Genomic DNA, 19,825 nt, shown 5'->3' with positions numbered 1-19,825 from the left:
AGAAACCGGGCGGCTTCAGAACAGCTCCATCTGCCCATCCACCAGCCGCCGGAAGTCGCTGTGTACGAAGGGCAGGATGGCGTCGGCCACTGGCTTGAGCTGGCGGGTCACGTAGTGGTCGTAGTCGATGGGCGCCTGGCGGCTCTCCAGCGGCTCGGGGCCGGCCGTGGTGATCACGTAGCTGATCCAGCCACCGCGCTGGTACTGCTGCGGGCGGGCGTGGCGGGCATTGAACTCGTCGGCCAGCCGCGCCGCCTTCACGTGGGGCGGCACGTTGCGCTCGTAGTCGTCCAGGCGCCGGCGCAGCCGCTTGCGGTAGATCAGCAGCTCGTCCAGCTCGCCCGCCAGGGTGCTGCGCACATAGTCGCGCACATAGTCCTCGTAGGGCTGGCGCCTGAAGATGCGCTGGTAAAGCTCCTGCTGGAACTGCCGGGCCAGCGGCGACCAGTCGGTGCGCACCGTCTCCAGGCCCTTGAACACCATCTCCTCGCTGCCGTCGGCGCGCCGCACCAGGCCGGCGTAGCGCTTCTTGCTGCCCTCCTCGGCGCCGCGGATGGTGGGCATCAGGAAGCGCCGGTAATGGGTCTCGTACTGCAGTTCGAGGGCACACTCGAGGCCGAATTCGGCCGCCAGATGCTCGCGCCACCACTGGTTGACGTGCTGCACCAGCTCGCGGCCGATGCGGCCCGCGGCCTCCTCCTCGTGCCCGCTGCCGAGCCAGACGAAGGTGGAGTCGGTGTCGCCGTAGATCACCTGGTAGCCGCGCGCCTCGATCAGCTCGCGGGTCCGGCGCATGATCTCGTGCCCGCGCAGGGTGATCGAGGAGGCCAGGCGCGGGTCGAAGAAACGGCAGCCGCTCGAGCCGAGCACGCCGTAAAAGGCATTCATGATGATCTTCAACGCCTGCGCCAACGGCTTGTTGCCGTCGCGCTTGGCCGCGTCGCGGCCCTCCCAGACCCGCGCGACGATTGCCGGCAGGCTGTGCCGGGTGCGCGAGAAGCGCGCGCCGCGAAAGCCCGGCACCGAGTGCGCGTCATCGGGCTGGCGCAGCCCTTCGATCAGGCCGACCGGGTCGATCAGGAAGGTGCGGATGATCGACGGGTACAGGCTCTTGTAGTCCAGCACCAGCACGGACTCGTAGAGGCCCGGGCGCGAATCCATGACGAAACCGCCGGGGCTGGCCTCCGGCAGGCGCTCGCCGAGGTTGGGCGCGACGAATCCCAGGCGGTGCATCAGCGGCAGATAGAGATGGGTGAAGGCCGCCACCGAGCCGCCGCTGCGGTCGGCCGCCAGGCCGGTGACCGTGGCCCGTTCGAGGAGGAACGACAGCAGCTCGGTCTTGGCGAAGATGCGCGTGACCAGTTCGCAGTCCTTGAGGTTGTAGCGCGCCAGTGCCGGCTTGTCTTCGGCGAAGCGGCGATCGATCTCCGCCATCCGCTGGTAGGGGTTGTCGATCGCCTTGCCCTCCCCCAGCAGCGTCTGCGCCACGTTCTCCAGGCTGAACGAGGGGAAGCTCCAGGTCGCCGAACGCAGCGCCTCGATGCCGTCGATGATCAGCCGCCCGGCGGCCTCGGCGAAGAAGTGGCCGTTGCCGCTGCCGTGTTCGCGCCAGCCCATTTCCTCGCCGCCGCGCCCCAGGCGCAGCGGCACGCGCAGGCGCTGGGCGTGATCGCGCAGCACGCGCAGGTCGAACTGCACCAGGTTCCAGCCGATGATGGCATCGGGATCGTGGCGCGCCAGCCAGTCGTTGAGCCGCTCCAGCAGCTGCGCGCGGCTGGCGCAGTACTCCAGGTCGAAATCCAGCCCGCTCGCGTCGCCGTTGGCCGGGCCGAGCATGTACACCTGGCGCTGGCCGCAGCCTTCCAGGCCGATGGAATACAGCTCGCCGCGGCTGTTGGTCTCGATGTCGAGGGACGCCAGGCGCAGGCGCGGACGGTAGTCCGGCGCGGGGCGCAGCTGGGCATCCAGCAGCACACCGTCGTCAGCCGGCGTGCCGGCGAAGCTTACCGGCGCGGTGATGAAGCGCTCCATCAGGAAACGCTCGGGCGGGCGGATGTCGGCCTCGTAGACATCCACGCCGCCGGCGCGCAGGGCCTTTTCCAGACGCAGCAGCTGCGCGTACTGCCGGCAGTAGAGACCGAGCACCGGCCGATGATGGAAGTCGCGCATCTCCAGCTCGCGCAGCTCGGCACCCTCCTCGCCGCGCAGCAACTGCCCGGCGCGCTGGCGCTGTTCGGCGGGCACGAAGGCCACCGCCGGCTGCACGGGCACCCGCACGCGACGCGGGCCGGCGTCGCTCGCCAGCCAGAACTCGACCTCGATGCCCGCCGGCGTGTCGCGCCAGTGCCGCGTCAGCACGAAACCCAGTTGCCCTTCCACGCCGATGACCTTGAGAAGACCCTGAGAAGGGAATTCTACGTGCTCGGCGGTGGTGCGGCGAACAGGGGCGTCTGTAGTGGTCAAGCCATCCCATATTCCACCTAGCGAAATACTGGATTGCCACCAGCACTGATTCTGCTGCGAGCCGATCCAGTGCAGCATGTCCTCCAGCAGCGCCACTCCCGGCGCTGATCCGGAGCCCAGAACATGCCAAGCCCGATCAAACTCTATAACTTCCCCAAGTCCGGCCATGCTCACCGCATCGAGCTGATGTTGTCGCTGCTTCAGTTGCCCACCGAACTGGTCTTCGTCGACCTGGCCAAGGGCGAACACAAACAGCCCGAATTTCTGGCCATCAACCCCTTCGGCCAGGTGCCGGTGATCGACGACAACGGGATCGTCATCGCCGACTCCAACGCCATTCTGGTGTACCTGGCCAAGGCTTACGGCGGTGAACGCTGGCTGCCCCAGGATCCGGTCGGCGCCGCCCGCGTGCAACGCTGGTTGTCTGTAGCTGCTGGCCCGCTGGCGTTTGGCCCGGCCGCTGCGCGCCTGGTGACTGTATTCGGCGCCTCGTTCAACACCGATGAAGTCATCGGCCGCGCCCACACCCTGCTCAAGTTGATCAACGCCGAACTGGCCAAAGCCTCGTTCCTAGCCGGTGACCAGGTGACCATCGCCGATATCGCCAACTACTCGTACATCGCCCACGCGCCGGAAGGCAACGTGTCGCTGGAGCCTTATCCCAACGTGCGTGCCTGGCTGGCCCGTATCGAGGCGCTGCCGGGCTTCGTACCGATGCCACGCACGGTCATTGGCTTGCAGACCACTCTCTAAACCTCGAGGAATGCCGCCATGCGATCACCCTGGCATGTAGGTGAGAAACGGCTGCAGGAGCAAGCCGGTGTTGCAGAGCGCATGGAGGCATTGGGGCCGAAGGTCATCCGCGACTTCATGCCCGAGCAGCATCGTGCGTTCTATCACCAGCTGCCGTTCATGGTGGCCGGCGCCGTGGATGCTGATGGTAAACCCTGGGCGACTTTGCTCGAAGGCCCCGAGGGCTTCGTCAGCTCGCCCGATCCTCGGCAGTTGCTGATCAGCACTGATCTTGTCGCCGACGACCCGGCCACGCCGGGCTTGGAGGCGGGCGGTGCCGTTGGCCTGTTGGGGATCGAGTTGCACACGCGGCGGCGGAATCGTCTCAACGGCATGATCCGCCGCACCGGTACCGGCCAACTGGAGGTGGCGGTCGAGCAGTCGTTCGGCAACTGCCCACAATACATCCAGTTGCGCGAGTACACCCGTGTCGATAAGCCGCCGCAGGGGCGCCAAGATTCAAAGGCACTCGATGCCGGGGCTCGCGCCATGATCGAAAGCGCCGACACGTTCTTTGTCGCCAGTTACGTCGAACCTGAGGGCGGCCAGCGATCGGTGGATGTCTCCCACCGCGGTGGTCGCGCCGGTTTCGTGAGGATCGAGGGCAACCGCCTGACCATCCCGGACTATGCCGGTAACCTGCATTTCAATACCCTCGGCAACCTGCTGGTGAATCCGATCGCAGGCCTATTGTTCGTCGATTTCACCACCGGCGATGTGCTGCAGATTGTCGGGCGAGCAGAGGTCATTCTCGACAGTCCCTTGATCCGTGCCTTCGAAGGCGCCGAGCGGATCTGGACCTTGGATGTCGAGCAGGTGGTGTTTCGCCCGGCCGCCGTTTCGCTGCGCTGGGCGTTCCACGAGTTCGCCCCTACCAGCCTGATAACTGGCACCTGGGCCGAGGCCGAGCAGCGTTTGCAGCAGCGTGAACGGCAGCACCAGTGGCTGAGGTGGCAAGTGCTGCGCATCGAACAGGAGAGTCGTGACATCCGCTCGTTCTACCTACAACCCGAAGACGGCACCCCCGTGGCCTTTGCGCCTGGCCAGCATATCCCCGTGCGTTTGCGGATCGATGGGCAGACGCCGTTGATCCGGATCTACAGCCTGTCCAGCGCGCCGTCCGATGGCTACCTGCGGATCAGCGTCAAGGCGCAGGGACCCGCTTCACGGTATCTGCACCGTCAGTTGAAAGTCGGCGACTCCATGGACGTGCGCTTGCCCATGGGCAGCTTCATCCTGGATCAGTACAGCGCACGCCCTATCGTGCTGATCGGCGCGGGCGTGGGCATCACACCGCTGATCGCCATGCTTCGCGAGCAATTGGCCAACGGGCAGGGGCGACGTATCCATCTGTTCCACGGTGGGCGCACTTTGGCGGACCTGCCGTTCCAGCAGGAACTTGCCGCACTCCAGCAGCAATCCAATGGCCTGCTGTATATCCACCGCGCCCTGAGCCAGCCGGAAGCACACACCGTGCAGGGCCGTGACTACGCCTTTGCCAGCCGTCTGGGCATCGATCAGATCAAGGCCTCGCTGGCACTGGACGACTACGACTTCTACCTCTGCGGCCCGGCCAGCTTCACCCAGGAGCTCTACGAAGGCCTGCGAAGCGTGCACGTGCCCGACGCGCGCATCCATGCCGAAGCCTTCGGCCCCTCGACCCTGCGCCGCCACTCCGACGACAACCAGCCCACGTTGCAACAACCCCCGCCCGCCACCGAACCGGTACCGGTGTACTTCGCCAGTTCCGCAATGGAAGCACGCTGGGCACCGGACAGTGGCACGCTGCTGGAACTGGCGGAAAGCCGCGGCCTGTCGCCGGAGTTCAGCTGCCGAGGCGGCTCCTGCGGCACCTGCAAGACCAAACTGGTCAGCGGACAGGTCCACTACCAGGCCCCGCCCGCAGATCTGCCCGAACCCGGCAGCGTGCTGATCTGCTGCGCCATCCCGGCCCAGGCTGAAGGCGCAGTGCAGCCCTTGGTGCTGGAGCTCTAGCGTCCGCGCTGGAATAATCGCCCTACGACAACGCATGGAGCGCGGCATGGACCAGATTCACCAGATGAAAGTGTTCGTGGCCGTAGGCGAGCTTGAAAGCTTCGCCGCTGCTTCTCGCCGCCTGGCCATCTCGCCCGCGGCGGTGACCCGCGCGGTCACCGCTCTGGAGGAGCAGCTCGGGGTCAAGTTGCTGCTGCGTACCACCCGCAGCGTGCGCCTGACCGAGGCCGGTGGCCGCTACCTGGAGGACACCCGGCACATTCTGGCCAGCATCGTCGAAGCCAACGAAGCCGCCGCCAGCATCAATGCCGCGCCCAAGGGTGACCTGGCGGTGACCGCGCCGATCCTGTTTGGCAAGGCGTTCGTCATGCCCTGCATCGTTCGCTACCTGCAGCAGTATCCCGAGGTGAATGTGTCGGCTTATTTTCTCGACCGTGTGGTGAACTTGGTGGAGGAGGGCATGGACGTGGCCGTACGCATCGGCCAATTGCCCGATTCTGGCCTTAAGGCGCTGCGCGTGGGCCAGATGCGTCGGTTGCTGTGCGCCTCGCCTGAGTACCTGGCCCGTCACAGCACGCCGCACCATCCTTCGGAGCTGCACAAACACCAGATCATCGCGGGCGGGGCGCTCTCGCCTCACTCGGACTGGCGCTTCGGCGCGATCGACGACTCGACCCTGGTGCGCATGAAGCCGCGCCTGACCGTGACCAGCAACGACGCCGCCATCGCCGCAGCCTGCGCCGGGCTCGGCATCGCCCGGCTGTTGTCCTATCAGGTAGCTGATGAACTGGCGGACGGGCGCTTGCAGGTGATCCTGGCTGAGTACGAGGAAGCGTCCTGGCCAATCCACATCCTTCATCGTGAGAGTAAATACGGCTCGACCAAGGTGCGGACGTTCATCGACATGCTGGCCGAGCATCTGCGTAGTCAGGCGCATCTGGCCTGATCCCGGCGAGCAAAGCTTCCCTGTGGGGGGGCGGTGCGGCACCAGTGGGAGCTGGCTGGGGAACTCAACGGTTGGACTCTGCGAGAGGCATCGTCCCAGTTGTCTAGGGCTTTGACGGATATTTCTAACTGAATCGGCCCGGCTTTCGTAGATTGTAGATGACCGCTGTTGGCCGATTCTGTTGAAAAAGTCCCTTCGGCCATGTCGAGGGGATTTGGCGGCTAAAAAATGCTCGGACCGCGCGTTGCTACGTGAAATCTGACGTAGCTCGTCTCTAAAAAACGCATTGACTTCAAGCTACGCACGGCAATTTCCCGCAGGGCGGATCGCATGCGACTTTTTCAACAGAATCGGCCGATTTCTGCCAGTCGCCACTGCCCGCTTTGAGTCGGAAACCGCCCCTCTCCCCACGACATGCCCGCATGCCGTAGGCAACACCTCAAGCCCTGACGTATCGAATCACCGCCTCGCAGATCATCTCCTTGTGCCGCGCCCGAGTCTCGGGGTCGCTGAAATCGACCTGGTGGATGGTAGCGAAGGTGTGGCGGTTGGAGACGCGGAAGAAGCAGAACGAGCTGATCAGCAGGTGCAGGTCGCGCGGTTCGATGCCGGGGCGGAAGATGCCGGCGGCCACGCCACGGTCGAGGATGCTCGACACTTCGGCGAGGATCGACTTGTTCAGCGAGCGGATCACCTGCGACTCGGCCAGGTGGGCGCCGTGGTGGATGTTCTCGATGCTGACCAAGCGGATGAAGTCGACGTTGCTGTCGTGGTGCTCGAAGGTGAATTCGACCATGCGGCGCAATGCCGCCTCCGGGTCCAGCTGACCCAGCTTGAGCGACGCTTCGGTGGCGCGGATGTCGCCGTAGAGCTTCTCCAGCACGGCCAGGTAGAGCTGCTCCTTGCTGGTGAAGTAGTAGTAGATCATCCGCTTGGAGACGTTGGTGCGCTCGGCGATGGCATCCACCCGCGCGCCACTCAGGCCGTGCTCGGCGAACTCGGCGACCGCGGCGAGGAGGATGTCCTGGCGGGTCTTCTCCGGGTTGTTCTTGCGCGGCTGGCGCACTTTGCTCGGTGCGGCTGGAGGTAGCGGGATGACGGACGACATGGCTCGCGGACTCGGTCAGAAAAGGCTGGCGCGATTATCGGCTGCTGCCCGGCGGGAGGGAAGCCACGCCGCCATCGGCGGCATGGCTTCCTGGCCTCACAGCTTGCTGCGCCGGCTGGAACGTGCCTGGGCCATGGCCGCCAGGCGCACGGCGACGTTGGCCGCGCCGTAGCCGGCGTAGTCCTTGCGCTGCAGGATCTCGAAGAAGAAGCGCTCGGCAAACGGTTCGGTGTAGACGTGGAACAGCTCGCCGCCCTGGGCGTCGCGGTCGTAGAGGACGTTGAAGTAGGCCAGCTGGCTGAGGAACTCGTCGTCGAAGTCGAAGCGCGCGGCCAGGTCGTCGTAGTAGTTCATCGGGATGTCCAGCAGCGCCACCCCGGCTTCCTTGGCCTGTTCGACGGCGACGAAGATGTCGTCGCAGTCGAAGGCGATGTGGTGCACGCCGGAGCCGCGGTAGGTGGACAGCGAGTGGGCAATCGCCGTGTTGCGGTTCTCCGAGATGTTCAGCGGCAGGCGCACAGTACCGCAGCGGCTGCGCAGGGCGCGGCTCTTGACCAGGCCGTAGGGGTCGGGGAGCACCACCTCATCGTCGGCGGTGAAGTCGAACAGGCTCTTGTAGAACAGCACCCAGGAATCCATGCCCTCGGCCGGCAGGGCCATGGCCACGTGGTCGATGCGCTTGAGGATGCCGGGGGCGGCGCTGTCCTTGAGGTCGAAATCGGTCTCGTAGATGCTGTGGCCCTGGGCATCGCGGTCGGCCAGGTAGATCAGGCTGCCGTCCGGCGCACGCACCGCGGGGATCTCGCGCTCGTTGGGGCCGACCAGGCTGCGGTACGGCTGGCCGCCGAACTGGCTGGCGCGCTCCAGCGCCTGCTTGCCATCACGTACGCGCAGGGCAGTAGCGCACAGCGACGGGCCGTGGGCCTCGAAGAAGCTGTGGGCGAAGGAGTACGGCTCGGCGTTGAGCACCAGGTTGATGTCGCCCTGGCGCAGCAGGCTGACGCTCTTCGAGCGGTGGCGACCGGCCTCGACGAAGCCCAGGCGGGTCAACCACTGGCCGAGCAGGGCGCCGTGCGCCTCGTCGACGGCGAATTCGAGGAACTCGATGCCGTCGTAGCGGCTGGCCGGCGGCGGCGCGAACAGCACGTCGGGCTCCACCGGCTGATGCTGTTCTTCCAGCAGCAGACGGGTCTTCTCCTCGAGGTAGAGCAGCGAGCGATGGCCATCCACCGCGGTGGCGCGCGGCGGCGCGGCGCGGAAGCCGTCGTTGAAGATCTCCAGCGACAGCGGGCCGCGATAGCCGCTCTTGAGGATCGGCGCGAGGAAGCCGGGCAGGTCGAAGTCGCCCTGCCCCGGGAAGCAGCGGAAATGCCGGCTCCACTCCAGCACGTCCATGTTGAGGATGGGCGCGTCGGCCATCTGCACGAAGAAGATCTTGTCGCCGGGAATCTCGGCGATGGCGCTCGGGTCGCCCTTCAGCGACAGGGTGTGGAAGCTGTCGAGCAGCACGCCCAGGCTCGGGTGATCGGCGGCGCGCACGATGTCCCACACCTGCTGCCAGGTGTTGACGTGGCGGCCCCAGGCCAGCGCCTCGTAGCCGATGCGCAGGCCGCGGGCGCCGGCGCGCTCGGCCAGCAGGCGGAGGTCGTCGACGAGGATCTGCCGGTCGCCCAGGGAGTCGGCGGCGACGTTGCTGCACACCAGCACCAGGTCGGTGCCCAGCTCCTGCATCAGGTCGAACTTGCGTTCGGCGCGGTCGAGGTTGCGCTGCAGGCGATCGCGGCGCACCCCCTCGAAGTCGCGGAACGGCTGGAACAGGGTGATCTCCAGCCCCAGGTTGGCCGCCAGCTTGCGTACCTCGCGCGGGCTGCCGCCGTAGTAGAGCAGGTCATTCTCGAAGATCTCCACGCCGTCGAAGCCGGCGGCGGCGATGGCCTCGAGCTTCTCGGGCAGGGTGCCGCTGAGCGAGACGGTGGCGATTGAGCGATGCATGCGTCCTCCTGGGGTGAAGGCGGTCGGCGCGGCGGAAAGGCAAGGCAGGCGCGCGGCGACGGGATGGGGTGAGTCGAGTATCGGACAGGGTTTGACCAACGACAACAGGAATGTACCAACCAGTTAGTTTAACGTTCGATTATCGAACCAATCGACTTCCAGGCAATTGACCCAGCCTCCCGCTGCCCGCCACCATGCAGTCATCCGACGGGCCGGCACGCCACGGTTTCCGTCCGGTGCAGCCGCATTCACGACAACAACAAGATCGAAGCCGCCATGCCCCGAACCCCCGATGCCAGCCCCGGCGCCGATCAAGGCGCCAGCTCCCCCAGCAGTCGCGGACGGCACCGCCGCCGCCAGGGACTGACGGCCGCCGCGCCCAGTCCTGCCACCCCTCGCGGGTGATCCACCAGAGCCCTCAGCCACTGCATTCCCGCGCGGATCGCCAGCGGCCGCTCGACCAATAAAAACGGGAGAACAACAACAATGATGTCTCGCACCCCCCTTGCACTCGCCATCGGCACCGTCGCCAGCCTGAGTGCGACCGCCCTGTCCATGCCGACCATGGCCGCCGGTTTCGTCGACGACGCCACCGCCACGCTGAACCTGCGCAACTACTACCTGGGGCGCGACTTCCGCAACTCCGACAGCAACGCCCAGAGCCGCGCCGAGGAATGGACGCAGAACTTCATCCTCGACGCCCGCTCCGGCTACACCGAGGGCCCGGTGGGCTTCGGCGCCGACGTGCTCGGCCTGTATTCCGTGAAGCTCGACGGCGGCAAGGGCACCACCAATACCCAGCTGCTGCCGGTGCACGGCGACGGCAGCCCGGCCGACGACTTTGGCCGCCTGGCGGTGGCCGGCAAGGCCAGGTTCTCCAAGACCGAACTGAAGGTCGGCGAGTGGATGCCGGTGCTGCCGATCCTGCGCTCCGACGACGGCCGCTCGCTGCCGCAGACTTTCCAGGGCGGCCAGATCACCTCCAAGGAAATCGACGGCCTGACCCTCTACGGCGGCCAGTTCCGCCAGAACAGCCCGCGCAACGACGCCAGCATGGAAGACATGTCGATGTTCGGTAAGCCGGCGTTCACGTCCGACCGTTTCAACTTCGCCGCCGGCGAATACACCTTCAACGACAAGCGCACCCTGGTCGGCGTCTGGTACTCCGAGCTGGAAGACATCTACCAGCAGCAGTACTACAACCTGGTGCACACCCAGCCGGTCGGTGACTGGACCCTGGGCGCCAACCTCGGCTACTTCATCGGCCAGGAAAACGGCGACGAGCTGGCCGGCGAACTGGACAACAAGACCGCCTCGGCCATGCTCTCGGCCAAGACCGGCAACCACGGCTTCTATGTCGGCCTGCAGAAGCTCAGCGGCGACAACGCCTGGATGCGCGTCAACGGCACCAGCGGCGGCACCCTGGCCAACGACAGCTTCAACTCCAGCTTCGACAACGCCGAGGAACGCTCCTGGCAGCTGCGCTATGACTACAACCTGATCGGCTGGGGCGTGCCGGGGCTGACCTTCTCCACCCGCTACATCAGCGGCGACAACGTGCACGTCGGCAGCGTCGACGACGGCAAGGAATGGGTCCGCGAGTCCGAGCTGGCCTACGTGGTGCAGTCCGGCCCGCTGAAGAGCCTCAACGTGAAGTGGCGCAACTCCAACATCCGCAAGAGCTGGGCCGACAACGGCACCGACTTCGACGAGAACCGCCTGATCGTCAACTACCCGCTGAACATCCTCTGATCGGCTGCTGTACCGGCCGCCGTGGCAGCGGTGGTCGTCTCCCCTGAGGTACCCTCTTTGGCCCGTCCATGTGACGGGCTTTTTTTCGTCCGGCTTTCTTGGCGGGAAACCACGGCATCACCGCCGGCAAACCTGCCCAGCAAAGTTCATGGCCTGCTCCCCCAACGCTTCGTGGCAATCCGCACGGCTCGCGGAGCAGGTCAGGCCTTACCCCTGCCTGCCGGGGTAACGGAGCGTGCCGACAACGATGTGTGGGCTGCTTCTGGGTTGGTGCCACCAAGCCTCGACCTCCGACAGCAGCGCCAGAAAGGCCCGGACCGCATCAGCGGGCATCATCGCCGCCCTGCCCCACAGCCGTGAAAGCAGTGACCTGTGCTGGCCGAATGCTCTGACCGGAAACGGCCACAGGGTTCGGCTTGGCGACAGCGTACCGAGGAGCAAGGTACCGCCGCGTTCCTCCAGTTCCGCCAGCCCCTGCGGCGGCTCGATGAACAACTGCACGCCGAACGCGGCGCGGCGCTTGCGATTGAAGAGGATCGCGATGGTCTCCCGCCCGGCCAAACCCTCGCGCGCGAACTCGTAGCGGACGGTATGGCGATCGAACGGAGCCCTGGGCGCGCGGTAACCGGCGGCAACCAACGCGGGAGTGAGCGAGGCATTCAGCTCGGCACAGAACTCAGCGAATGAGCCAGGCATGCGGGCCTCCGGGTTGCTGACGGTGGATTGGCCACGCCAAAAATTCAGTCGCAAGGCAGGCGATGTCGGGAACAACTTAGCCGGCCGCCCCCGATGTGGGCGAGACGACATAGGGCTCGACTCTGTCCTGTTCTGCCGGATCGTTGCGCGCGACGATAGCCCGGGCCGCTTCGCTGGCGCTGAGATTGATCGCCTCGTGGGGAACGCCGGGAGGAATGAACAGAAACTCTCCGGCCTCGCTGACGATCTCGTTCTCGAGCGAGGCTCCCCATCGCGTGAGGACGCAGCCTTCGAGTACGTAGATGCCCGTTTCGTAACCGATGTGAAGGTGCGGTTCGGCTCGCCCACCGGGCGGGATGACCACCAGGTGCATGGACAACCCCTGCGCCCCGACCGTCTGCCCCGAGATGCCGACGAAATAGGGAAGACGCTGGCGGGTCATGACCTCGGTATCGGGCCGTAGCCCTTGAACCCGGCGCTCGTCTGTAGCCATGGCACTTTCCTCCCGCATCGTGTAACGCCTGAGGCCGTACCACCCCGGCAGTGGCATCACCCGCTGCCCAGGTTCCCCGGCCAGCGGGCGATTTGCATCTTGACTCAGCGTATCGGTGGAGACTGGTAGCCCTCTTCCCCCACCTCAAGCTCCACACGGCTGAGAATCTTCAAATCTACCTGCTGGTTGAGCTCACGCTTGACCGCGTCTTGCAGAGCCTTGATGTCTGCAGGACTTAAAACATTGGATCCTGCAACCAATCCACGCACGATCCAGGACTCTCCTGCAGGCGCCGCATCGATGGCCTGCACATAGAAGTGTGGCTTGTCCATGATCGAGCGAGTCAGAAGGCTTTCGATCTGTGCCTGTATCTGCCGCTGCCCCTCGTCAAGAGCACCATAGTGTGCCGCACCCAGAATCACAGGTCCCTTGGCACTCACCTCAATGGTCGAGATGCGACGAATATCCACTCGAATATTGCTGTTTTGCAGACGTTCCTGAATGAATTTCTGGAAATGCTCGACTCTTTCCGCACTGGGCTGACGCGGACTCTGGATGGCTATCACCAGAACCGGACCGGAATCGAGTTCAACTAGACGAATGTCGTCAAGATGGATGTGATCCCGGTCCGCAAAAGCCTCGCGGGCAATCTGCTCTGCCTGCTGGAGCAGGGCCATGGTGGGGGTCAACGGGACATGACTTTCCTTGCCATCGAGGTTCAGATAGGGGCGGATATTGGTCGAGCCGGTTGCGCTAATATCCTTGGTGACCTTGCAACGCATGAAGAGCTGCACGGGTCGCCCGAGCTGCGCAGAAAGATGCTCTTCAAGTACCTTCACCCTTTGTGGCTCGAGAACCTGCGGGGTATCCACGGAAGCGATGATGCTCACCCCCTCAGTGGTGGGATTGAGCTCCACGCTGGTCAAGGCGGTATTGGGCAAGTGAGCGAGTTGTTCGTCAAGCACGCTGTTGACTACCCGATTCACGCGCAGATCATCGATCAGAGTGAAACTGTAGCCCGTTAGCACAATAGCAATCAAAGTCAGACCTATTACTGCCACGGAGAAACGCCCGACGAGTCCCCGCCAGCCCGACAACAACCCCGCTTGTTTATCACTCATCACAAACCTCGGGCCCCAACGGCTCAGAATCTATCGAATACCTCGGCACGTGGCCTGGCCTGTAAACCATCGGTACTCTCGGCTGGCGGGGAGGTTTCAGCTGAGGCTGCCTGCTCAGCTGGAGCTACCTGCTCAGCAGGGGCTGCCGGCTTAGCTGGAGCGACCTGCTCAGCTAGAACTGCCGGCTTAGCTGGAGCGACCTGCTCAGCTAGAACTGCCGGCTCAGCTGGAGCTACCTGCTCAGCTGGGGCTGCCGGCTCAGCTGGGGCTACCGGTTCAGCTGGAGCTGCCGGCTCAGCTGGGCTTGCAGGTGGAACAGGCTGAGGAGGGCACTTGACCGCCGCGGTACGAGTACGAGACGGCTTGGAAACCGGCAGGCGCCAGATGAGCAGACCATTATCGACCCACCCCTGTATGCGGCCGTCCGGGGTGCGAATTCGAGCGTAGCCACGCTGAACATCGCTACGGAGTATCTTTTGGTGGAGAGTCAAAGTGGCCAGCACTCGTGAACCATGCCTGGGAGCACTGTAAACCTTCATCCCCGACCGACTTGCATAGTAGGGCAACTCAGCGGCTGCCGGTGCATGGACCCGGGTCGGAGCCGGGGCCGGTTCCGGGGGCGGCGAAGAAAACCGTTGCCCGGTGGAGCAGCCATTCATGCCAACCACGCAAACCACGCAAACCACGCAAACCACGCAAACCAGCATGACCGGAAAAAGACGGATCAGGCAGAGCCTGTAGCATGGTAGGAGCATGGTCCTTGGTCTCGAGAAAAGGTTATCCGAGTCTAGATGCTTGCAAGCCATCGTGTTGCCAAGGACCATTCTCGAAGAGACGCTGATTCATCCCTTGCCCAATCAGACAGTAATCCCCCAACGCGTGATGGTTACATCGACCGAAGTCAGGAGACCAGTAAGCGCCCCCCAAGCCCCGTGCAATTCTCACTGCTCCCTCAACTGGCCAAGCCTTCCCCTGCTTGCCGGGATAATGGAGCGTACCGGCGATGACGTGCTTGCAGCTGATGGGCCGGCGCCACCAGGCCTCGACCTCCGGCAGCAGCGCCAGAATGGCCCGAACCGCCTCAGCGGGCGGGGGCTCGCCTCTGCCCCGCATCCTGATGGCACCGCTCTTCCCGATCAATCCAGAGCGGCTAGGTGGAGCATAGCCGACAGGGCGCGGCGACTTGTACGTGGGGTGCGCCAGCGAGGCCTGGCGCTGGTAAATTGAGCGTGCCGCCATATTCAGCACGCCCGGAAATTCCGCCATGCCGCGACACGCCCCTCCCCCCTTTACCCCCGACCTGTTCGGCGAAACGCCCGCCGAGCTACCGCGCGAGGAACGCCTCGGCGCGCAGGCACTGCTGCTGCGCGGCTTCGCCCTGCCCTTTGTCGACGAGTTGCTACCGGCGCTGACGGCGGTCGAGGCGGCGGCGCCGTTCCGGATCATGGTCACCCCCGGAGGGCAGTCGATGTCGGTGGCGCTGACCAATTGCGGCGCGCTGGGCTGGATCAGCGACCGTGGCGGCTATCGCTACAGTCCGCTCGATCCGCTGAGCGGCCAGCCGTGGCCGGCGATGCCAGAGGTATTCAGCTGTCTGGCGCATGAAGCGGCGGCCGCCGCAGGCTTTGCGGAGTTCGTGCCGGATGCCTGCCTGGTCAACCGCTACCTGCCGGGCACGCGCATGAGCCTGCACCAGGACCGCGACGAGCGCAGCCTGGAGCACCCCATCGTCTCGGTGTCGCTGGGCATCCCGGCGGTGTTTCTGTTCGGCGGGCACACGCGCCGCGAAACTGCGCAGCGGGTGCCGCTGCTGCATGGCGACGTGGTGGTGTGGGGCGGCGAAGATCGCCTGCGCTTTCACGGCATATTGCCGATCAAGGAAGCGGTGCATCCGCTGCTGGGCGCGCAGCGGATCAATTTCACTCTGCGCAAGGCAGGATGAGTCACCTGCTCAGCGCGGGCTGAGTCCCATTGCCCGGTCCAGCTTGTCAAGCAGGCGCATGCTCGGCAGGCAGTCGGCGAAGGAGGATTCGGGGGTGCGGCCTTCGCGGATGGCGGCGAGGAATTCGGCGTCCTGGCGGGCGAAGCTGCTGCCCTCGGGGACGCTCTGCAGCACGCCCTCATGGTCCTTCAGTTCGTCGCGGTAGGCCAGCAGGGTCGCTTCCTCGCCGATGTAGCGGTAGTGGCCGCCGAACGGACCGCGGTTGTTGAACGACAGCACCAGCGTGGCCATCGCCCCGCTGCGCGAGCGCAGGCCGATGTTCATGTCCATCGGAATGCCCAGCTCGGCATGGCGCGGGCCAGCGCTGCCCCACACCTCCAGCTCGAAGTCGTCCAGCAGCCAGGCGAACAGGTCGACGCTGTGGCAGGCGTGGTGCCAGAGCAGACAGTCGGTCCAGCTGCGCGGCTTGCCGAACATGTTGCGGTTGTCGCGGCGCAGGAAGTACGTCTCGGCGACCAGGTGTTGCAGGTGGAATTCGCCGGCGGCGATGCGCCGCTTCAGCTCGACGTGTGGCGCGCTGAAGCGGCGGGTATGGGCGACCATGCACACCCGGTCGCTGGCCTGCGCCTCGGCGCCCAGGCGCTCGGCATCGGCGAGGTTGAGGCTCATGGGGATCTCGGCCAGCACGTGCTTGCCGGCGGCGATGGCCGCGCTGGCCTGATCGGCATGCAGCGCACTGGGGCTGGCGATGATCACCGCGTCGATGTCCTCGCGCGCCAGGCCGGCGGCGAAATCCTGCGAGTGCTCGCGGATGCCCCACTGGGCGGCGAAAGCTGCGGTGTCGGCGTCCACGCCGCCGGCGACGCAGACCACCTCGGCGCCGCCGATCTCCTGCAGGGCCTGCAGGTGGATGCCGGCGATGGCGCCCTCGCCGACGAGCAGAATGCGGATCGGCGGGTTGCTCATGAAAGTCCCCGCTTCAGGCGCGCCGCCCCTGCAGCCAGACACTGCCCAGCCCGCTCAGGGCGATCACGCCCATGCCCAGCAGCGCACCGGCGTCCGGCACATGGTCGAACAGGACGAAGCCGTACAGCACGGCGAAGAAGATCTGCAGGTAGCTGAACGGCGCCAGCAGCACCGGCGAGCTGTACTGGAAGGCCACGGTCAGCAGCATGTGCCCGCCGACGGCGATCACCCCGAGGGAGGCCATGCCCAGCAGTTGCGGCCACTCCGGCAGGCCGCTCCAGAACCACGGCAGCATCAGGCTCATGCCGGCGGCGCCGACCAGGCCGGTGACCAGGTTGGTGGTGGCTGCGCTGTCGCGGGTGCCGATGCGCCGGGTCAGCAGCTGGAAGACCGCGTAGCAGGTGGCCGAGGCCACCGGCAGGAGCATGGCCGGTGTCAGCAGGCCGCCGCCGGGGCGGACGATGATCAGCACGCCGGCGAAGCCGAGGCCGACCACCAGCCAGTGGCCTAGGCTGGCGCGCTCGCCGAGCAGCGGGATCGCCAGCAGGATCACCAGCAGCGGCGACAGGAAGTGCACCGCGGTGGCCTCGCCGATCGGCAACAGGCTCAGGGCGGAGAGGAAGAACAGGCTGATGGCGAGCAGAGACAGGCCGCGCAGCACCTGCAAGCCGGGACAGTTGACCTTGAGCACGCGCAGGCCGTGGCGCGACAACTGCCAGGTGGCGAGCAGCAGGCTCTGCGACAGGTAGCGCACCCAGAGGATCATCAGCACGCTGTTGAACGTGGTGAGGTACTTGGACAGGCTGTCGAGGGAAGCGAAGACCAGCACGGCAGCGCAGGTCAGCAGGATGCCCTTGAGCGGGCGGGATATGGCCATCCGAGAGGTGGATTCCTGATAAGAAGGTCAATGGGCGTCCATGCCCGGCATGTTACTCCAGCGACTCGACGCCCAGCTCGCTCCACACCTCTTCGGCCAGGTGGAAGGTCGCGTTGGCGGCCGGGATGCCGCAGTAGATCGCGCTCTGCAGCAGCACTTCCTTGATCTCGTCGCGGGTCACGCCGTTGTTGCGCGCGGCGCGCAGGTGCAGCTTCAGCTCGCCCTCGCGGTTCATGCCGATCAGCATGGCGATGGTGATCAGGCTGCGGGTGTGGCGCGGCAGGCCCGGGCGGGTCCAGATGTCGCCCCAGGCGTGGCGGGTGATCATTTCCTGGAACTCGCCGTTGAACTCGGTGATGTTCTTCAGGCTGCGGTCGACATGGGCGTCGCCCAGCACCGCGCGACGCACCTGCATGCCGGCTTCATAGCGTTGTTTCTCGTCCATCGTTGGCTCCGTGATTTATTTGGTGAGGAACGCCAGTACCGCCTGGGTGAAGGCGTCGCCGGCCTCGACGTTGGACAGGTGCGCGGCGTGGAACTCGACCAGCTCGGCGCCCTTGATGCGCTCCTGCATGAAGCGGCCATGCTCCGGGGTGGTGACAGCGTCGTGGCTGCCGCAGACGATCAGGGTCGGCGCGGTGATCGCGCCGAGCTGCTCGCGGTAGTCGGCATCGCGCACCGCGGCGCAGTTGGCGGCGTAGCCCTGCGGCGAGGTCTGCGCCAGCATGCCGACGATCGGCTCGGCCTTGGCCGGCTGGGCGGCGGCGAACTCGGCGGTGAACCAGCGGGCGATGGACGCATCGCGCAGGTCACGCATGGCCTGCTGACCGCCGGCCAGCACGGTGTCGATACGGGTGTTCCACACCTCGTCAGTGCCGATCTTGGCGGCGGTGTTGCACAGCACCAGCTTGTCCAGGCGTGCGCCGGCGTTGATGCCCAGCCACTGGCCGATCAGGCCGCCCATGGACAGGCCGCAGAACGAGAACTTCTGGATGTCCAGCGCGTCGAGCAGGGCCAGCACGTCGCGGCCGAGCTGTTCGATGCGGTACGGGCCTTCGGTCACCAGCGAGGCGCCGTGGCCGCGGGTGTCGAAACGCAGCACGCGGAACTGCTCGGCGAAGGCCGGGATCTGCGCGTCCCACATGTTCAGGTCGGTGCCCAGCGAGTTGGACAGCACCAGCACCGGCGCGCCGGCGGGACCGTCGATCTGGTAGTTCAGGGCGCCATCGGCGAGTTGCACGGTCGGCATGGAAGACTCCTCAGCAGTGGGTGGCGCGATGTTCGGCCACGGCACGGGCGACCCAGCTCTGCGCCAGGCCAAGGTAATGGGCAGGATCGAGCAGGCGATCCAGTTCGGCGGCGGACAGCTCGGCGCTGACTTCGGCGTTGGCGCCGAGCACGTCGCGCAGGTGGCGGCTTTCGTTGACCGCCTGGCGGCAGCACTGCTCGACCAGGTGGTGGGCGCGCTCGCGACCTATGCGCTGGGCCAGGGCGATGCTCACCGCCTCGGCCAGCACCAGGCCGCGGGTCAGGTCGAGGTTGGCGCGCATGCGCGCGGCATCCACTTCCAGCCCCGGCAGCAGCAGGCGCGCCTGTTGCAGTGCGCCGGACAGCAGGCAGCACAGCTCGGGCAGGGTTTCCCACTCGGCATGCCAGAGGCCGAGGCTGCGCTCGTGCTCCTGGGGCATGGCCGACAGCATGGTGGCGACCAGCCCCGGCGCGCGGGTGGCGGCGCCGATCAGCACAGCGGCGCCGACCGGGTTGCGCTTGTGCGGCATGGTCGAGGAACCGCCCTTGCCCGGCGCGGACGGCTCGAACGCCTCGCCGACGTCGGTCTGCATCAGCAGAGACAGGTCGCGGCCGAGCTTGCCGAGGGTGCCGGCGAGCAGGCCGAGCCAGCCGGCGAACTCGACCAGACGGTCGCGCTGGGTGTGCCAGGGCTGCTCGGGCAGGGTCAGGTCCAGTTCGCGGGCCAGCGCCTCGGACACCGGCAGGGCGTGCTCGCCAAGGGCGGCCAAGGTGCCGGCGGCGCCGCCGAACTGCAGGACCAGGAGACGCGGCTTCAATTCGGCCAGACGCTGGCGCTGGCGGGTGACCGCGCCGAGCAGGCCGGCGAGCTTCATGCCGAGGGTCACCGGGGTGGCGTGCTGCAGCCAGGTGCGACCAGCCAGCGGCGTGGCGGCGTGGCGCTCGGCCTGGGCGGCGAGATCCTCGGCCAGCTGGGCCAGCTCGGTTTCGAACAGGGCGACGGCGGCGCGCAGTTGCAGGACCAGGCCACTGTCCATGGCGTCCTGACTGGTGGCGCCGAGGTGGACGTAGCGCTCGGCCTCGGCATCCACGGCGGCGATCTGCCGGCCGAGAGCCTTGACCAGCGGGATCGCCGAATTGCCGGCGCTGGCGATGGCGATGGCCAGCGCTTCGACGTCATAGGCTTCGGCACGGCAGGCAGCGGCGATGGGCGCCACGGCGGAAGCCGGGATCAACCCGACCGCCGCCTCGGCGCGCGCCAGCGCGGCCTCGAAATCGAGCATGCCCTGCAGCCGACCGCGGTCGCTGAACACCGCGCGCATCGGCGCGCTGGTGAAGTAGGCATCGAACAGTTGGTTGCTCAAGACGGTTTCATCCTGGAAGCGGGTACGTTACAGCCTAGGTTGGCAGTGCGGTGCGGCGGGGTCCAGCGCG

16 protein-coding genes are annotated in these 19,825 nt (G+C 66.1%); 5 read left to right on the top strand and 11 right to left on the bottom strand.

The annotated features are described in order from the left end of the window. Nucleotides 1-15 precede the first annotated feature (15 nt). Nucleotides 16-2,379 carry a DNA polymerase II gene (locus KRX52_RS02435; protein ID WP_217679663.1) on the bottom strand — a complete coding sequence of 788 codons (2,364 nt, stop codon included), beginning with the start codon at nucleotides 2,377-2,379 and terminating at the stop codon, nucleotides 16-18. 207 nt (nucleotides 2,380-2,586) lie between these two features. On the opposite strand from KRX52_RS02435, the gene KRX52_RS02430 reads away from it, so the two are divergent. The 3 genes from KRX52_RS02430 to KRX52_RS02420 are packed head-to-tail and all read left to right on the top strand — an operon-like array spanning nucleotide 2,587 to nucleotide 6,196. Continuing rightward, the gene (locus tag KRX52_RS02430; RefSeq protein WP_217679561.1) at nucleotides 2,587-3,216 is read left to right on the top strand and encodes a glutathione S-transferase family protein; all 630 of its coding nucleotides are present in this window, start codon (nucleotides 2,587-2,589) and stop codon (nucleotides 3,214-3,216) included. A gap of 18 nt (nucleotides 3,217-3,234) precedes the next feature. Continuing rightward, nucleotides 3,235-5,250 carry a pyridoxamine 5'-phosphate oxidase family protein gene (locus KRX52_RS02425; RefSeq protein WP_217679560.1) on the top strand — a complete coding sequence of 672 codons (2,016 nt, stop codon included), beginning with the start codon at nucleotides 3,235-3,237 and terminating at the stop codon, nucleotides 5,248-5,250. A gap of 46 nt (nucleotides 5,251-5,296) precedes the next feature. Next, a complete protein-coding gene (locus KRX52_RS02420) occupies nucleotides 5,297-6,196 on the top strand; it encodes a LysR family transcriptional regulator (protein WP_217679559.1) in 900 nt (299 codons plus the stop codon). 439 nt (nucleotides 6,197-6,635) lie between these two features. On the opposite strand, the gene KRX52_RS02415 is transcribed toward KRX52_RS02420, so the two are convergent. Continuing rightward, nucleotides 6,636-7,304, bottom strand: a complete 669-nt coding sequence (locus tag KRX52_RS02415; RefSeq protein WP_217679558.1) for a TetR/AcrR family transcriptional regulator — start codon at nucleotides 7,302-7,304, stop codon at nucleotides 6,636-6,638. Between the two features lie 96 nt (nucleotides 7,305-7,400). Continuing rightward, entirely contained in the window at nucleotides 7,401-9,296 is a 1,896-nt protein-coding gene (quiC, locus tag KRX52_RS02410; protein WP_217679557.1) for a 3-dehydroshikimate dehydratase QuiC, read from the bottom strand. 555 nt (nucleotides 9,297-9,851) lie between these two features. On the opposite strand from quiC, the gene KRX52_RS02405 reads away from it, so the two are divergent. Then, nucleotides 9,852-11,048, top strand: a complete 1,197-nt coding sequence (locus tag KRX52_RS02405; RefSeq protein ID WP_254797348.1) for an OprD family porin — start codon at nucleotides 9,852-9,854, stop codon at nucleotides 11,046-11,048. A gap of 207 nt (nucleotides 11,049-11,255) precedes the next feature. Here KRX52_RS02405 and KRX52_RS02400 read toward each other — a convergent pair whose 3' ends face one another. The 3 genes from KRX52_RS02400 to KRX52_RS02390 form a co-directional block, all read right to left on the bottom strand. Continuing rightward, on the bottom strand, nucleotides 11,256-11,744 hold the full coding sequence (locus KRX52_RS02400; protein ID WP_217679556.1) for a hypothetical protein: 489 nt from the start codon (nucleotides 11,742-11,744) through the stop codon (nucleotides 11,256-11,258). A gap of 76 nt (nucleotides 11,745-11,820) precedes the next feature. Next, nucleotides 11,821-12,237, bottom strand: coding sequence for a cupin domain-containing protein (locus KRX52_RS02395; protein WP_217679555.1), 417 nt, complete (start codon nucleotides 12,235-12,237; stop codon nucleotides 11,821-11,823). A gap of 104 nt (nucleotides 12,238-12,341) precedes the next feature. After that, on the bottom strand, nucleotides 12,342-13,358 hold the full coding sequence (locus KRX52_RS02390) for a hypothetical protein (RefSeq protein WP_217679554.1): 1,017 nt from the start codon (nucleotides 13,356-13,358) through the stop codon (nucleotides 12,342-12,344). A gap of 1,264 nt (nucleotides 13,359-14,622) precedes the next feature. Between KRX52_RS02390 and alkB the strand changes: the two genes are divergently transcribed. Further along, the gene (alkB, locus tag KRX52_RS02385) at nucleotides 14,623-15,300 is read left to right on the top strand and encodes a DNA oxidative demethylase AlkB (protein WP_217679553.1); all 678 of its coding nucleotides are present in this window, start codon (nucleotides 14,623-14,625) and stop codon (nucleotides 15,298-15,300) included. Nucleotides 15,301-15,309: 9 nt separating this feature from the next. Here alkB and KRX52_RS02380 read toward each other — a convergent pair whose 3' ends face one another. Genes KRX52_RS02380 through KRX52_RS02360 form a run of 5 tightly spaced genes read right to left on the bottom strand, consistent with a single transcriptional unit; the run spans nucleotide 15,310 to nucleotide 19,755 of the window. Further along, nucleotides 15,310-16,266 (bottom strand): Gfo/Idh/MocA family oxidoreductase, encoded by a 957-nt coding sequence (locus tag KRX52_RS02380; RefSeq protein ID WP_217679552.1) that lies wholly within the window; start codon nucleotides 16,264-16,266, stop codon nucleotides 15,310-15,312. Between the two features lie 13 nt (nucleotides 16,267-16,279). After that, nucleotides 16,280-17,143 carry a DMT family transporter gene (locus tag KRX52_RS02375; protein WP_217679551.1) on the bottom strand — a complete coding sequence of 288 codons (864 nt, stop codon included), beginning with the start codon at nucleotides 17,141-17,143 and terminating at the stop codon, nucleotides 16,280-16,282. Nucleotides 17,144-17,195: 52 nt separating this feature from the next. Continuing rightward, the gene (gene pcaC, locus KRX52_RS02370; RefSeq protein ID WP_217679550.1) at nucleotides 17,196-17,588 is read right to left on the bottom strand and encodes a 4-carboxymuconolactone decarboxylase; all 393 of its coding nucleotides are present in this window, start codon (nucleotides 17,586-17,588) and stop codon (nucleotides 17,196-17,198) included. 15 nt (nucleotides 17,589-17,603) lie between these two features. Next, nucleotides 17,604-18,392, bottom strand: coding sequence for a 3-oxoadipate enol-lactonase (pcaD, locus tag KRX52_RS02365; RefSeq protein WP_217679549.1), 789 nt, complete (start codon nucleotides 18,390-18,392; stop codon nucleotides 17,604-17,606). A gap of 10 nt (nucleotides 18,393-18,402) precedes the next feature. Then, nucleotides 18,403-19,755, bottom strand: coding sequence for a 3-carboxy-cis,cis-muconate cycloisomerase (locus KRX52_RS02360; protein WP_217679548.1), 1,353 nt, complete (start codon nucleotides 19,753-19,755; stop codon nucleotides 18,403-18,405). Between the last annotated feature and the right edge of the window lie 70 nt (nucleotides 19,756-19,825).

Origin of the sequence: Geopseudomonas aromaticivorans (assembly GCF_019097855.1) — a bacterium.
In the GTDB taxonomy this organism is placed as follows: domain Bacteria; phylum Pseudomonadota; class Gammaproteobacteria; order Pseudomonadales; family Pseudomonadaceae; genus Geopseudomonas; species Geopseudomonas aromaticivorans.
Note: the sequence above shows the minus strand (reverse complement) of the source record. Positions and strands in the feature narration are given on the sequence as shown.